This is a genomic window from Kitasatospora sp. NPDC057015 (assembly GCF_042673745.1).
Taxonomy (GTDB): domain Bacteria; phylum Actinomycetota; class Actinomycetes; order Streptomycetales; family Streptomycetaceae; genus Kitasatospora.
The window spans coordinates 1-13,189 of record NZ_JBHUSG010000032.1 but is presented as its reverse complement, the minus strand read 5'-3'; the positions used below and the strand labels follow the sequence as shown (position 1 = coordinate 13,189).

The 13,189-nt window shown below is 75.1% G+C and carries 12 protein-coding genes and 1 pseudogene; 6 read left to right on the top strand and 7 right to left on the bottom strand.

Translation table 11 applies throughout. The annotated features are described in order from the left end of the window. Positions 1-165 precede the first annotated feature (165 nt). The 4 genes and pseudogenes from ACFTWP_RS26085 to cobU form a co-directional block, all read right to left on the bottom strand. Complete coding sequence (locus ACFTWP_RS26085) at positions 166-2,196, bottom strand: hypothetical protein (RefSeq protein WP_380267235.1); 2,031 nt, start codon at positions 2,194-2,196, stop codon at positions 166-168. Between the two features lie 225 nt (positions 2,197-2,421). Further along, complete coding sequence (locus ACFTWP_RS26080; RefSeq protein ID WP_380267343.1) at positions 2,422-3,186, bottom strand: adenosylcobinamide-GDP ribazoletransferase; 765 nt, start codon at positions 3,184-3,186, stop codon at positions 2,422-2,424. An 88-nt stretch (positions 3,187-3,274) separates the two neighbouring features. After that, the gene (locus ACFTWP_RS26075; RefSeq protein ID WP_380267233.1) at positions 3,275-4,390 is read right to left on the bottom strand and encodes a nicotinate-nucleotide--dimethylbenzimidazole phosphoribosyltransferase; all 1,116 of its coding nucleotides are present in this window, start codon (positions 4,388-4,390) and stop codon (positions 3,275-3,277) included. 47 nt (positions 4,391-4,437) lie between these two features. After that, positions 4,438-4,983 (bottom strand): annotated as a pseudogene (gene cobU / locus ACFTWP_RS26070) (bifunctional adenosylcobinamide kinase/adenosylcobinamide-phosphate guanylyltransferase); the annotation flags it as partial. 214 nt (positions 4,984-5,197) lie between these two features. Between cobU and ACFTWP_RS26065 the strand changes: the two are divergent. Next, positions 5,198-5,401, top strand: coding sequence for a hypothetical protein (locus ACFTWP_RS26065; RefSeq protein ID WP_380267232.1), 204 nt, complete (start codon positions 5,198-5,200; stop codon positions 5,399-5,401). A gap of 177 nt (positions 5,402-5,578) precedes the next feature. Here ACFTWP_RS26065 and ACFTWP_RS26060 read toward each other — a convergent pair whose 3' ends face one another. Further along, a complete protein-coding gene (locus ACFTWP_RS26060; RefSeq protein WP_380267342.1) occupies positions 5,579-6,277 on the bottom strand; it encodes a class I SAM-dependent methyltransferase in 699 nt (232 codons plus the stop codon). 182 nt (positions 6,278-6,459) lie between these two features. Then, complete coding sequence (locus tag ACFTWP_RS26055; protein WP_380267231.1) at positions 6,460-7,059, bottom strand: DUF3043 domain-containing protein; 600 nt, start codon at positions 7,057-7,059, stop codon at positions 6,460-6,462. A gap of 323 nt (positions 7,060-7,382) precedes the next feature. On the opposite strand from ACFTWP_RS26055, the gene ACFTWP_RS26050 reads away from it, so the two are divergent. Together ACFTWP_RS26050 and ACFTWP_RS26045 are read left to right on the top strand one after the other, a co-directional pair. Next, complete coding sequence (locus ACFTWP_RS26050) at positions 7,383-8,159, top strand: PspA/IM30 family protein (protein ID WP_380267230.1); 777 nt, start codon at positions 7,383-7,385, stop codon at positions 8,157-8,159. Positions 8,160-8,205: 46 nt separating this feature from the next. Continuing rightward, positions 8,206-8,505, top strand: coding sequence for a hypothetical protein (locus ACFTWP_RS26045; protein ID WP_380267229.1), 300 nt, complete (start codon positions 8,206-8,208; stop codon positions 8,503-8,505). A gap of 81 nt (positions 8,506-8,586) precedes the next feature. Here the strand turns inward: ACFTWP_RS26045 and nadA are convergent, their stop codons facing one another. Continuing rightward, positions 8,587-9,768: a quinolinate synthase NadA gene (nadA, locus tag ACFTWP_RS26040; RefSeq protein WP_380267228.1), complete on the bottom strand. Its 1,182-nt coding sequence runs from the start codon at positions 9,766-9,768 to the stop codon at positions 8,587-8,589. Between the two features lie 194 nt (positions 9,769-9,962). Here nadA and ACFTWP_RS26035 point away from each other — a divergent pair, with 194 nt between their 5' ends. The 3 genes from ACFTWP_RS26035 (at position 9,963) to ACFTWP_RS26025 (ending at position 13,070) form a co-directional block, all read left to right on the top strand. Continuing rightward, positions 9,963-10,889: an NADP-dependent oxidoreductase gene (locus tag ACFTWP_RS26035; protein ID WP_380267227.1), complete on the top strand. Its 927-nt coding sequence runs from the start codon at positions 9,963-9,965 to the stop codon at positions 10,887-10,889. Between the two features lie 84 nt (positions 10,890-10,973). Then, on the top strand, positions 10,974-11,438 hold the full coding sequence (locus ACFTWP_RS26030; RefSeq protein ID WP_380267225.1) for an Lrp/AsnC family transcriptional regulator: 465 nt from the start codon (positions 10,974-10,976) through the stop codon (positions 11,436-11,438). A 264-nt stretch (positions 11,439-11,702) separates the two neighbouring features. Continuing rightward, entirely contained in the window at positions 11,703-13,070 is a 1,368-nt protein-coding gene (locus tag ACFTWP_RS26025; protein ID WP_380267224.1) for a pyridoxal phosphate-dependent decarboxylase family protein, read from the top strand. Positions 13,071-13,189 lie beyond the last annotated feature (119 nt).

Below are 13,189 nucleotides of genomic sequence, written 5' to 3'. Positions count from 1 at the left end.
GGCGCCGGCCCCGGCCGCTCGGCGGGCCGGCCGGCCGCGCCGCCCGTGCCGAGGTCGTCCGCCGCGCGCCCGTGCCATGACGCCAGGTCAGAAACCCTGCGTGGGGCCTCGTCCGGCCCGGCGGGAGCGCAGTCCCGCTCCCCCGGGGGCGCCGCAGGGGCCGGCTCAGCCCCGGGCCGTCGCCGGCCCGTCCCGGTCCGGGCGCAGGCAGACCACACCGTCGAGCAGGACCACCACCACCCGCCCGGCCGGGTCGACCTCGACCGCCGTGACCGGTGAGCCCAGCCGCAGTTCCACGCAGCCGTCCCCCTCGGCGGGGCACTGGATCCGGACCACCCCGTCCGTCCAGGCGGCGGCCATGACCAGACCCGCGGACGTCTGGGCCACCGACACCGAGACCACCGGGCAGGGCCGTTCGTGCAAGGGCTCCGGCAACGGCGGGAAGGTCGGACTCCAGCCCCGGACCCTCCCGTCGACGCCCCCGCTGAGCAGGAGCGGGACCGGCGCCGCCGCGAGGTCCTGAGCCGGCAGCAGGACACCGCCGACGGCGGTCACCGGCCCGTCGTGCAGCCGCTCCCGGCTCTCCTGGCCGGGCACCGGCCAGTGCACCACGCCGGCCGGGTCGCCGACGGCGGGCAGGTTGGTCAGCGCGCTGACCGCCTCGGCCGGCAGCGCCGGCGGGGCGGCTCCCGCCACCGACCGCGGGACGCCGGTGACGTCCAGCGCGAGGATGGCGCCGTCGGCCAGGCAGGCGAGCGCCCGGACGCCCGGCGGCGCCGAGAAGGGCGCGGGGGCGGAGAGCGCGCCGGTGGCCAGATCGGCGGAGCGCAGCACGCCCCGGCCGTCCGCCAGCAGCAGTTGACCGGCGTACGGGCCCGCGCCGAGCGCCGCGGTGACCAGCGGCGGCTCCGCGGGGGGCAGCCAGTGCGCCCACTCGGCCCGCCACCCCGCGCCCCCGGCGGGCGGCGGGGCCGGAGCGTGCGAGGGGCCCAACAGCCGTACCCGCAGCAGCTCGGCGCGGACGGCGGCCTCGGGCTCGTGCACCAGCGCGGGGCCGGCCGCCCGCCAGGCCGGGGCGAGCCGGCTGCCCGGCCGGGCGGCGAAGGCGGCCGTGACGGCCGTCGGATCCGCCTGGGCGAGGACGGCCGGATCGTCCAGCAGGGCGTCCAACAGGCCGTCCGCGCCGCCGGCCCGGACGGCCTGCCCGAGCAGCAGGCCCAGCCGCTTCCCGCCCGCTCCCGGCAGGTCGAGGGCGCCGTCGGGGGTGCGCGGCAGGGCCGCGTGCAGCGCCGTCAGGGCCGCCCGCGGGTCCGGTTCGGCGAGGGTGGCGGTGACCTGCTCGCGCAGCGGGCCCGCGGGGAGCCACCAGGTGTCCCCGGCGGGGGAGTCGGGCGGCAGCAGCTCCCCGGCCCGGCGGACGGCCCCGGGGTCGGCCAGCAGGGACCACTCCGGCCCGGTGAGCGGGCGCCCGGCCGCGGCGAGCGCGGCCAGGGCCGGCCGCAGTTCCGCCGGCAGGGCGGCCCACCAGGCGGCTGCCACCGGCCCGGTCGGCGGGCCGGCGCCGGGCGGGACCTTCGCGGCCAGCAGGGCCGCACCGGGGCCGGGGTAGGCCTGCTCGGCGTCGAACGGCGAGTCGCCGCGCAGCCGTTGGTACCAGGAGGCGAAGCGGCCGGCGTCGGTCCAGAGCGGGTCGTCCAGCTCCAGGACGGCGGCGGGTGCGACGGCGGTCAGTGCGGCGGCCTCCGGCGAGCCGGTGGCGGCCTCGACGAGGAGTCGCAGGCCCGGCAGCGCCAGCAGCGGATCGAGCAGCCCGGCGCTGATGGCGGCGGGTTCGGCGGCCCGGTCGAGGTCCCGCACCACCAGCAGTCGGGGGCGGTCGTCCTCGCGCAGCGCGGCCGTCAGCTCGGCCGGGGTGCGGGCGCTCGCGCCGAGCCGGTGGCCCAGCGACCAGGTGGCGCCGTCCAGGGTGAGGCCGGTGGCGGCCAGGACGGCGTCCGGGCGGTGCCCGGCGGGCGTGCCGGGGCTCGCGCAGGCGGCGACCAGCCAGGTCAGCAGGTGGGTCTTGCCGCTGCCGGGCGGCCCGGAGATGCGGCAGAGCCGGGGTGCGCGCGGATCGTCCAGCCAGCTCAGCAGTGCCCGGCCGGCCGGTTGCCGCCCGGCCCGCAACGGCGGTAGCCGGCGCTCCAACCCGTCCACGCTGCCCCCTATGCCGTGTCCGACCGGTCCCGCCGGGCGCCCGGTGCCGCGCCCCGGTCCGACCCGAGTGGTCGGACGCGGCCCTGTCGTGATCACCGCCGATTCTACGAGCCGTCGAACGGCTGCCCGACCCGCACCCGAAGGACCGTGGGCCGTCACGGGCCGTCACGGGTGGCCCGGCGCGGGGCAGTCGGGGCGACCGGCCCGGTTGCGGCGGGCCGTCCCTCAGGCCAGGGCCAGTGCGAACAGGCAGGCGGTGGCGGCGGTCTCGGCCATGGCGCCCAGCACGTCGCCGGTGACGCCGCCGAAGCGGCGGACGCAGCGGCGCAGCAGTGACCGGGCGGCGAGCAGGCCGACGACCAGCGCGAGCGGCAGCCGCAGCGCCGACCAGCCGTCGGTGAGGCCGGCCAGCGCGAGCAGCAGGGCGGCGCCGGCCGAGACGGCGAGTGCGGCGGCGGCCGGTACGGTGCTCGCGACCATCGCGCCCAGCCCGCCGGGCCGCGCGGCGGGAACGGACCGCAGGCAGCCCCAGGCGAGCGCGCAGCGCGCGGTCACCGCGCCCGCGAGCACCGCGAGCGCCCCCCGCCCCGGCGACTGCTCGAACTGGCCGGTCAGCGCAGCGATCTGGGCGAGCAGGACGAGCAGCAGGGTGAGCACCCCGAACGGCCCGATGTCGGACTGCTTCATGATCCGCAGCGCGTCCTCGGCGGGTCTGCCGCTGCCCAGACCGTCCGCGACGTCCGCCAGCCCGTCCAGGTGCAGCCCCCGGGTCAGCGCGGCCGGCACGGCGACCGCCACGACCGCGCCGAGCAGGGCCCCGGCGCGCCAGGCAACCAGTGCGCCCGCCGCAGCGGCGAGCACCCCCAGCACGACCCCGACCGCCGGGGCGCAGAGCATCGCCCGCCCCGCGGTCGGCCGGTCCCAGCGCGCGACGCGTACCCGGAGCACCGACAGCGTGCCGAAGGCGAACCTCAGCCCCTCGAACCGCAACGCCTCGGCGCCCGGCGCGGAGCCGTCGGAGCCGGCCGTGCCCGGTGCGGGGCCCTCCGGGCCGGAGCCCGGCTGCCGCGACACGGCGTCAGACCCGGCCCAGCAGGTCCGCGGCCGACGGCAACTTCGGCTGCTCCCGCGGTGCCTGCGGCGGCGGGGGCACGGCCGTCTCCTCGGCGAGGGTGTCCGCCGCCGCCTGCAGCAACGGCAGGGCCATCAGCGCGCCGACGCCCTCGCCCATGGTGATCTTCTGGTCCTGCAGCGGGATCAGCGTGAGCCGGTCGTACGCCTTCGCCTGCGCGGGCTCGCCGGTCGCCTGGCCGGCCCGCCACCACTCCGGCGCCCGGAACGCGATCCGCTGCGCGACCAGCGCGCAGGAGGCCGAGACGACGCCGTCCAGCACCACCGGCAGCCGGCGGACCGCGGACTGCAGCAGGAAGCCGGTGATGGCGGCGAAGTCCGCGCCGCCGGTGGCCGCCAGCAGGGCCAGCTGGTCGCCGAGCACCGGCCGGGCCCGCCGCAGCGAGTCGCGGACGGTGGCGCACTTGACCATCCAGACCCGGTCGTCGATGCCGGAGCCGCGGCCGGTGACCGCCGCCGCGTCCGTTCCGCACAGGGCGCCGACCAGGACGGCGGCGACGGTGGTCGAGCCGACCCCGAGGTCGCCGAGCACCACCAGGTCCGTGCCGGCGTCGGCCTCCTCGTCGGCGACCGCCATGCCGGCCCGGAACGCCCGGGCGGCCTCCTCCTGGCTCAGCGCGTCCTCGACGTCGATCCGGCCCGAGCCGCGCCTGATCCGGTGCCGGACGACCTCCTCGGGAAAGCCGTCGGGGTCGGCGTCCACCGCGACGTCGACCACCCGGATGCCGGCGCCGAAGCGCCGCGCGAGCACCGCGACCGGGGCGGTGCCGTCCAGGACGGCCCGCACGCGACCGGCGGTGCCGCCGTCGGCGGACAGCTCGGAGACGCCCAGCGAGGCCACCCCGTGGTCGCCGGCGAACAGCAGCACCTTGGGCGCGACCAGCGGCCGTACCGGGGAACGCCCCTGTACGGAGGCCAGCCAGCTGCCCAGCTCCTCCAACTGGCCGAGGCCGCCGCGCGGCCGGTCGAGCGCCTGCCAGCGTTCGTCGGCGGCCCTGCGGGCGCTCTCGTCGGGGCGCTCGACGAGCGAGGAGAACGTATCCAGATCCACGGTCGTGTCCATCGCTGGGAAGGCTACACGGCGTGGGCCCGCATCAGGTGGGTGGCCTGTCAGGCGGCGGGCTTCACGGTCACCACCTGCCCCGCGACCACCAGCAGCACCCGTTCGGAGGCGTCGGCCACCGCCATGTTCAGGCGCCCCAGGGTGTCGCGGAAGCGCCGGCCGGCGGCCGTGGCCGGGACGACCCCCATGCCGACCTCGTTGCTGACGGCGACCACCTGACGGTCCGTCGCACCCCAGGCGGCCGCCAGCGCCGCGCAGCGCCGCTGGACGGCCGCCTCGCCGCCGGCGGCCCAGTGCGCGTCGTCCCAGGCGAGGCACTCGTCCATCACCGTGGTCAGCCAGAGCGCCAGGCAGTCGATCAGCACCGGGGCCGGGTCGGAGCCGTCCCGCAGCACGCCCTCCAGGTCGCAGGTCTCCGCCGTCCGCCAGCTGTCCGGCCGCCGCTCCCGGTGCAGCTCGACCCGCTGGGCCCAATCGGGATCACCGTCGCGGGTGCCGCCGGTCGCCACGTAGAGGACGTCGCGGTGCCCGGCGAGCAGCTGCTCGGCCCGGGTGGACTTGCCCGAGCGGGCGCCGCCGAGGATCAGGGTGCGGGGGAGTGCCATGGTGGTCATCCTGCCGGAAGAGGCGTAGGGGTGATCGCTGCGGGCAGGCTAATGTGCGCAGCACGACACAGCAGTGCGACACGGCAGCACGGCGCAGCGGCAGGACGGCACCGCGCAGCAGCCGTACGGCGCAGCGGTCGGGGCAGTGCAGCAGCAGGACAGAGCGGTACGACCAACCAGTCGTCAGCGGGAGGAGCCGGGCATGGTCTGGACGTGGCGGTACGAGAAGGCGGACGGCACCGTGGTGGCCCCCGCGGGCGGGAGCCAGGAGGAGTTCCCCGGTCAGGGCGACGCGGAGTCCTGGATCGGCGAGAGCTGGAAGCAGCTGGTGGAGGACGGCGTCGACACGGCCGTGCTGCTGGACGACGACCGGGTCATCTACTCGATGAGCCTGCACGAGTCCTGAGGGTCCCCGCGGTCCGTCCCGGCCGGCCACGAGTCCTGAACCCGTTCGGGGCCGGCCCCGGCGTCCCGCCGGGCGGTGCCGTCCCGCCGGGCCGTTCCGTTCGATCGGCCTTTCCCGTCCGCCGTCACGGCTTCGCTCGCGGGCCGGGGCGTCCGGGCAGGGGCGGCCGCGCTGCGGTCACTTGGCGCCGATCACGTGCAGCAGGCCGGCTATCTGGCGGTACGGGTCGGTCTTCCCGGCGCGCTCCTCGGCCTCCAGCAGCTGGGCCAGGCGGCGGCCGTCCACGGGCGGCGCCGCGTCGTCCGCGGCGTTGTCGGTGAAGACCCGCACGCCGTACCAGTGCTTCAGCGGCACCGAGACCTCGCCGAGGGTGACGGCGAGGTCGGTGATCCGGTCGGCGCGGGCGGTGAGCCCCAGCCGGTTGTAGTAGCGGTCGCTCTCGAAGGCGTGCAGCGCGGCGCGCCAGTCCCCGGCCGCGCCGGGGCGCATGGCCAGCGCGTCGCGGTTGCGGGCCACCAGCGAGAGGACGCCGCCGGGGGCGATCAGCCGGGCCAGCGAGGCGATCATCGGGTCCGGGTCGGGCAGGTACATCAGGACGCCGTGGCAGAGCACCACGTCGAAGCTCCGCGCGCCGAACCAGCGCCCGCACTGGTGGCCGTCCCCGCTGAGCAGCTGGACCCGGCCGCGGACCTCGGCGGGCTCCTCGGCCAGCGCGCCCTGGGCGACGCCGAGGGCGACCGGGTCCGAGTCGATGCCGGTGACGAAGTGGCCGGCCCGGGCGAGGCGCAGTGCCTGGGTGCCCTGGCCGCAGCCGACGTCGAGGACGCGCTGGGCGGTGCGCCCGGAGAGCTCGTCGGCCAGCTGCCGGGCGATCATCTCCTGGCGGACCAGGTTGCGCAGTCCGCCCTGGCGCTCCGGCCAGGGGCCGGCGCCGCCGGCGAACGAGCCGCTGCGCGAGGGGAGCCGGTCGTGGCTCCCGCCGCCCTGGCCCGGCAACGCGTACAGGCCGGGCCCCTCCCAGGTGGGAGGGGCCCAGCCCGAGTTCACCGGCTCGGCGGTCAGGGCTTGGCCCCGCGCTTGACCTGGGGCTTGGGCAGCCGCAGGCGGCGCATCTGCAGGATGCGCATCAGGCCGTACGCGACGGCGCCCCGGGTGTTCTGCCCGGCGAAGCGCTCGCCGAGCTGCTTGCGCAGGCCGAGGCCCAGGCGCACGAAGTCCAGGATGACCAGGACGAAGAAGGTGAGGAAGAGCAGGGTGGACAGGAGCTGCAGGGCCGGCACCCGCACGACGCTGAGGATCAGGATGACCACGGCGGCGGGCAGGAAGAACTCGGCGAGCGACCAGCGGGCGTCCACGTAGTCGCGGGCGAACTTGCGCACCGGGCCCTTGTCACGGGCCGGCAGGTAGCGCTCGTCGCCCTCCAGCAGCGCGGTGCGCTGCTTCTCGCGCTCGGAGCGCATGCGCTCGCGGGACTGGCGGGCGGCCTCCTTACGGTCCTTGGGGACGGTCACCCGGGTGCGCCGGTTGGACTCGGCCTCACTGCGCTTGGGCGTGGGCCGGCCCTTCTTCGCCTGCGGGTCGCGGGCCTGGCTCGTATCGCTCTGCTTCTCCAGCACGGCGGCGGAGGCAGTGGCATCGTCTGTACGGCGTCGGAACACACCCCCAGCGTACGGGGTGGACGAGCGCTTCTTCCCGTGCCCTTGGACCCAAACAGATATCGATCAAGATTCCGATGATTCCGGCCGGCCCCCGGCGCGTCCAGTACGGGGTTCCCTCCCCCTGGCGGATCATGGGATCGGGGTCGGGTTCCACCCCCGGGATGAGGCGTCGGCACGGATGGCTGTAGCAGTCTTGTTGCAGGCAGGTGCACTGCGGCGATCGCCTCGCTGCACATACACTCGTCGTGTCTGGTAACGAGACTGAGACCGCAGGCCGGAGAAGGGGGCACCCGAGGCCCATGAGCGACGGAATCATGAAGCGTATGGGGCTGATCTTCAAGTCCAAGGCCAACAAGGCCCTGGACCGTGCAGAAGATCCGCGTGAAACGCTCGACTACTCGTACCAGAAGCAGCTCGAACTGCTGCAGAAGGTGCGCAGGGGAGTGGCCGACGTGGCCACCTCGCGCAAGCGCCTGGAGCTCCAGCTGACCCAGCTGCAGCAGCAGTCCGCGAAGTACGAGGACCAGGGGCGCAAGGCGCTCTCGCTCGGTCGGGAGGACCTCGCGCGCGAGGCCCTGACCCGCAAGGCCAGCATGCAGACGCAGATCACCGACCTGGAGACGCAGTACCAGCAGCTCCAGGCCGAGGAGGAGAAGCTGACGCTCGCCTCCCAGCGGCTGCAGGCCAAGGTGGACGCCTTCCGTACGAAGAAGGAGACCATCAAGGCCACCTACACCGCCGCCCAGGCGCAGACCCGGATCGCGGAGTCCTTCTCCGGGATCTCGGAGGAGATGGGCGACGTGGGCCTGGCGATCCAGCGGGCCGAGGACAAGACGGCCCAGATGCAGGCCCGCGCGGGTGCGATCGACGAGCTGCTGGCCTCCGGCGCGCTCGACGACGCCAGCGGCCTCGGCCGCAAGGACGACATCGAGGCCGAGCTGGAGCGGGTGGCCGGCGGGTCCGACGTCGAGCTGGAGCTGGCCCGGATGAAGGCCGAGCTGACCGGCGGCTCACCGGCGGCGCAGCCGGCGATCGAGCAGGGCAAGCCCGGTGCCCAGGGCAAGCAGGACACCCCGGGGACGATCAACTACAACAAGTGATCCCACTCCTACGGCATCGGCCACGACAGCAGGGAGACTCAGCGGCATGATCATGAGGGTCATGGGGGAAGGGCAGTTCCAGGTGGCGGACGACCACCTGAACCGGCTCAACGAGCTGGACGAGGAACTGCTGCGTGCGCTGGAGTCGGGGGACGAGGAGCACTTCCGGACCGCGCTGGACGGTCTGCTGGCCGCGGTGAAGACGTTCGGCAGTCCGCTGCCGGACGACTCGCTGGAGCCCTCCGACCTGATCCTCCCCGATGCCGAGGCGACCATCGACGAGGTCCGCCGGCTGCTGCGCGCCGAGGGCGACGGCCTGATCCCGGGCATCCCCGAGTACGGGTAGGCGGCGACCGGCGAGCGGGCCGGTACGTGTGAGGGCGGGCACCCCCCGGGGGGGTGCCCGCCCTCACACGTACCGGGGTGGCTACGGCAGGGCCAGCATCCGGTCCAGCGCGGCCTTGGCGTACTTCTCGGTCTCCGGGTCGACGGTGATCACGTTCGGGACGCGACCCTCGACCAGCGACTCCAGCGCCCAGACCAGGTGCGGCAGGTCGATCCGGTTCATGGTCGAGCAGAAGCAGACCGCCCGGTCGAGGAAGACGACCTCCTTGTCCGGGTGCGCCTTGGCGAGCCGGCGGACGAGGTTCAGCTCGGTGCCGATGGCCCACTTGGAGCCGGGCTCGGCGGCGTCCAGCGCCTTGATGATGTACTCGGTCGAGCCCACCATGTCGGCGGCCGAGACGACCTCGTGCTTGCACTCGGGGTGCACCAGCACGGTCACGCCGGGGATGCGCGCGCGGACGTCGTTCACCGAGTCGAGCGAGAACCGGCCGTGCACCGAGCAGTGTCCGCGCCAGAGGATCATCTTGGCGTCGCGCAGCTGCTCGACGGTCAGGCCGCCGCCCGGCTTGTGCGGGTTGTAGAGCACGCAGTCGTCCAGCGACAGGCCCATCTCGCGCACGGCGGTGTTTCGGCCCAGGTGCTGGTCCGGCAGGAAGAGCACCTTCTCGCCCTGCTCGAAGGCCCACTCCAGCGCCCGCTCGGCGTTGGAGGAGGTGCAGATGGTGCCGCCGTGCTTGCCGGTGAAGGCCTTGATGTCGGCCGAGGAGTTCATGTACGACACCGGCACGGTGACATCGGCTATGCCGGCGTCGGTCAGCACGTCCCAGCACTCGGCGACCTGCTCGGCGGTGGCCATGTCGGCCATCGAGCAGCCGGCCGCGAGGTCGGGGAGGATGACCTGCTGGGCCGGGCCGGTGAGGATGTCGGCGGACTCGGCCATGAAGTGCACGCCGCAGAAGACGATGTACTCGGCCTCCGGGCGGGCGGCGGCGTCGCGCGCGAGCTTGAACGAGTCGCCGGTGACGTCCGCGAACTCGATCACCTCGTCGCGCTGGTAGTGGTGGCCGAGGATGAACACGCGGTCGCCGAGCGCGGCCTTGGCCGCGCGGGCGCGCTCGACGAGGTCGGGGTCGGAGGCTGCGGGCAGGTCGCCGGGGCACTCGACGCCGCGCTCGCTGTTGGGGTCGGCCTCGCGGCCGAGCAGCAGCAGGGCGAGCGGCGTCGGAGTGGGGTCGACGCCGTAGGTCTCAGTGGTGGTGGTCACGGGCGGGTGCCCTCCTGGTGCGGCCGGGTCCGTCGAAGCGGCCTTCTCGTCTATCTGACGCTATCTATCATAACCCGGTTAGCGTCAGATTGACGATGGCCGTCCTGTCGATGTGATCAGAACCGCTCGACCAAGCGGAGTCTTCCCGGCGTGTGCCGGACGGTGTTCGGCAGGCCCTACGGTTGGCTGGCGGGATGAAGGCAATCGCGATCAGGCAGTACGGCGGCCCCGAGGTCGTCGAGTACACCGACCTCCCCGATCCCAAGGTGGGGCCCGACTCCGTGCTCGTCCAGGTCCGGGCGGCCGGGGTCAACCCGGTCGACTGGAAGCTCCGGGAGGGGTGGCTCGACGGGATCCTGGACGCGCACTTCCCGCTCGTCATGGGCTGGGACGTCGCCGGGGTGGTGCGGGCCGTCGGCGGCGCGGTCACCGAGTTCGCCCCCGGGGACGAGGTGATCGGGTACGTGCGCAAGGACGCCGCGGAGCACGGCACCTACGCCGAGCTGGTCTCCGCCCCCGTCCGCACCCTGGCCCGCAAGCCCGCCGCGCTCGACTGGGCCCAGGCCGGCGGGCTCCCGCTGGCCGGCCTCACCGCCTACCAGAGCCTGGTCCGGGCGCTGCGGATCCGCTCCGGCGAGACGGTGCTGGTGCACGCCGCCGCCGGCGGGGTCGGCCACCTCGCGGTCCAGATCGCCGGGTCGCTCGGCGCCCGGGTGATCGGCACGGCCGGCGAGCGCAACCACGCCTACCTGCGCGAGCTCGGCGCCGAACCGGTGGCGCACGGCCCGGGCCTGGCCGAGCGGGTCCGGGCGCTGGCGCCCGGGGGCGTGGACGCCGCCCTGGACCTGGTCGGCGGCGACGCCGTCGAAACCTCCGCCGCGCTGGTCGCCGACCCCGCCCGGATCGCCTCGGTCGCCGACTTCGGGGTGGTCGCCCGCGGCGGCCACTACGTCTGGGCCCGTCCGGACGCCGAGGACCTCACCGCCCTCGCCCGCCTGGCCGACGAGGGCCGGCTCACCGTCACCGTCGCCTCGGCCTTCCCGCTCGCCCAGGCCGCCTCCGCGCAGGCGCTGAACGCCGAGGGCCGGACCAGGGGCAAGATCGTGCTCCTGGTGGACTGACCGGCCCGATCCGCCAGAATGGGCGGTGAACCGTTTCCGCGGATCACCGCCCGGCACGCCCGCACCACCAGGAGCCCCGCACCGATGAGCACGAGCCGACCGCCCGAACCGGGCGGGGCCTCCCTGGACGAGACCGACCGACTCCTGCTCGCCCAGCTGGGCCGCGACGGCCGCGCCTCGTACGCCGAGATCGGTCTGCTGGTGAACCTCTCCGCGACCGCCGTCCGCCGGCGGATCGACCGGCTGCGCGCCCGCGGCGTCGTCCGCGGCTTCACCGTGGTGCTCGACCCGGCCCTGCTCGGCTGGCAGACCGAGGCCTTCGTCGAGGTGTACTGCCGGGAGCGGACCGCGCCCGAGGAGATCCTCGCCAGCCTGCGGCAGTTCCCCGAGGTCGTGGCCGCCTGGACGGTCACCGGCGACCCGGACGCCCTGGTCCACCTGCGCGCCTCCGACACCGGGCACCTGGAGGCCGTCATCGAGCGGATCCGCAAGGAGCCGGGCGTCCAGCGCAGCCGCAGCTCGGTGGTGCTCTCCCGGCTGATCGGCTGAGCCCGGGCGCCGCTACCGGGCGCCCCGCGGGCCGCGCCACCCCGGTGTCCCGCCCATGGCTGTCCCGGGTGTCCCGGGCGTCCCACCGGCCCCACGCAGGAATCCTGCGTGCGGGCCCCCGAACACGCCCGAAAGCTGCCCGACCGGCCGGGTTCCGACGCGCGGGCGGGCCACCGCGCTGCCTAGGCTGATCATGCCGGTCCGCCCCGCCCTCCCCGCCGCGCGGCCCGGTCCCCCCGACACCCGAAGCCGAGAGGGACACCCGTGTCCGCAGCCCCCAACCGCATGCACCGGCCCGACAGCGAGCTGGTCGACCTGGTATTCGACTACATGCGCGAGCGGCTGCAGTACGACCCCGTGCCGCTCGACCACCCCGGCGACGGCGACCACCTGTGCGCCAGCCTGGCCGGGATCCTCAACGCCACCGGCAACGACCCCGCCGACGTCCTGAAGCTGTACGACCACGAGCTGTCCCGCGCGGTCATCTCCGCCGACAGCCCGCGCTACCTCTCCTTCATCCCCTGCGCGCCGACCAAGGCCGCGCTGCTCTTCGACATGGTGGTCTCCTGCGCCTCCCTGCAGGGCATCTCCTGGCTGGAGGCGGCCGGCGCGATCGCCGCCGAGAACCAGGTGCTGCGCCTGATCGCCGACCGCGCGGGCCTGCCCCAGTCGGCCGGCGGCACCTTCGTCTCCGGCGGCTCGGCCGGCAACCTCTCCGCCCTCGTCGTCGCCCGCGACACCGCGCGACGCACGCTCGGCGTGGGCCGGGAGACCACGCTGCGGATCGCGGTGGCGGACCAGGTGCACTCCTCGGTCAAGAACACCTTCAACATCATCGGCGTCGAGGCCTTCGTCGTCCCGACCGTGGACCGCCGCTTCACCGGCGAGGCCCTGCGCGCCGCGCTCGCCGCCGACCCGCACCCGGAGACCGTGATAGCGGTCGTGGGCACGGCCGGCACCACCAACGAGGGCATCGTCGACGACCTCCAGGGCCTGTCCGAGGTCACCCGCGAGCGCGGTCTCTGGTTCCACGTGGACGGCGCCTACGGCGGCGCCGGGCTGTTCGCGCCCTCCGTCCGCGAGCGCTACAACGGCATCGAGCACGCCGACTCGTTCGTGGTGGACCCGCACAAGTGGCTGTTCGCGCCGTTCGACTGCGCCGCGCTGGTCTACCGCAACCCGCAGCTCGCCCGCGCCGTGCACACCCAGGACGCCTCGTACCTGGACGTCCTGCACACCGAGGGCGACGAGTGGAACCCCACCGACTACGCCTACCACCTCACCCGCCGCGCCCGCGGCCTGCCGCTCTGGTTCTCGCTCGCGGTGCACGGCACCCAGGCGTACACCGACGCGATCGAGGAGGGCCTCCGGCTCGCCCGGGAGAGCGCCGAGCTGATCCGCGGGACGGAGCACCTGGAACTGCTGCACGACCCGCAGCTGTCCGCCGTCTGCTTCCGCCGCAAGGGCTGGACCAACGACGACTACTACCGGTGGTCGCGGCAGCTGCTGGAGGACCAGATCGGCTTCGTCACCCCGACCGGCTGGGACGGCGAGACCGTCGCCCGGTTCGCCTTCCTGCACCCGGGCACCACGATGGAGATGGTCAGGGAGATCCTCGACACCATGGCGTGAGCGTCGCCACCGCCGGGCGGGCCGGGGCCGTGCGCGGCGCCCCGCGCGCCGCGGTCCACCGAGTCCAGCAGGTGCCTGTGCACGGCGCCGCCCCGGTGGACCGGGATGTCCCCCGGATC

Coding starts and splice junctions, on each gene's coding strand:
- ACFTWP_RS26065 (WP_380267232.1), top strand. CDS start 5,198: ATGGTCTGGACGTGGCGGTACGAGAAGGCGGACGGCACCGTGGTGGCC.
- ACFTWP_RS26075 (WP_380267233.1), bottom strand. CDS start 4,390: ATGGACACGACCGTGGATCTGGATACGTTCTCCTCGCTCGTCGAGCGC.
- ACFTWP_RS26045 (WP_380267229.1), top strand. CDS start 8,206: ATGATCATGAGGGTCATGGGGGAAGGGCAGTTCCAGGTGGCGGACGAC.
- ACFTWP_RS26030 (WP_380267225.1), top strand. CDS start 10,974: ATGAGCACGAGCCGACCGCCCGAACCGGGCGGGGCCTCCCTGGACGAG.
- ACFTWP_RS26050 (WP_380267230.1), top strand. CDS start 7,383: ATGGGGCTGATCTTCAAGTCCAAGGCCAACAAGGCCCTGGACCGTGCA.
- ACFTWP_RS26060 (WP_380267342.1), bottom strand. CDS start 6,277: ATGATCGCCCGGCAGCTGGCCGACGAGCTCTCCGGGCGCACCGCCCAG.
- ACFTWP_RS26035 (WP_380267227.1), top strand. CDS start 9,963: ATGAAGGCAATCGCGATCAGGCAGTACGGCGGCCCCGAGGTCGTCGAG.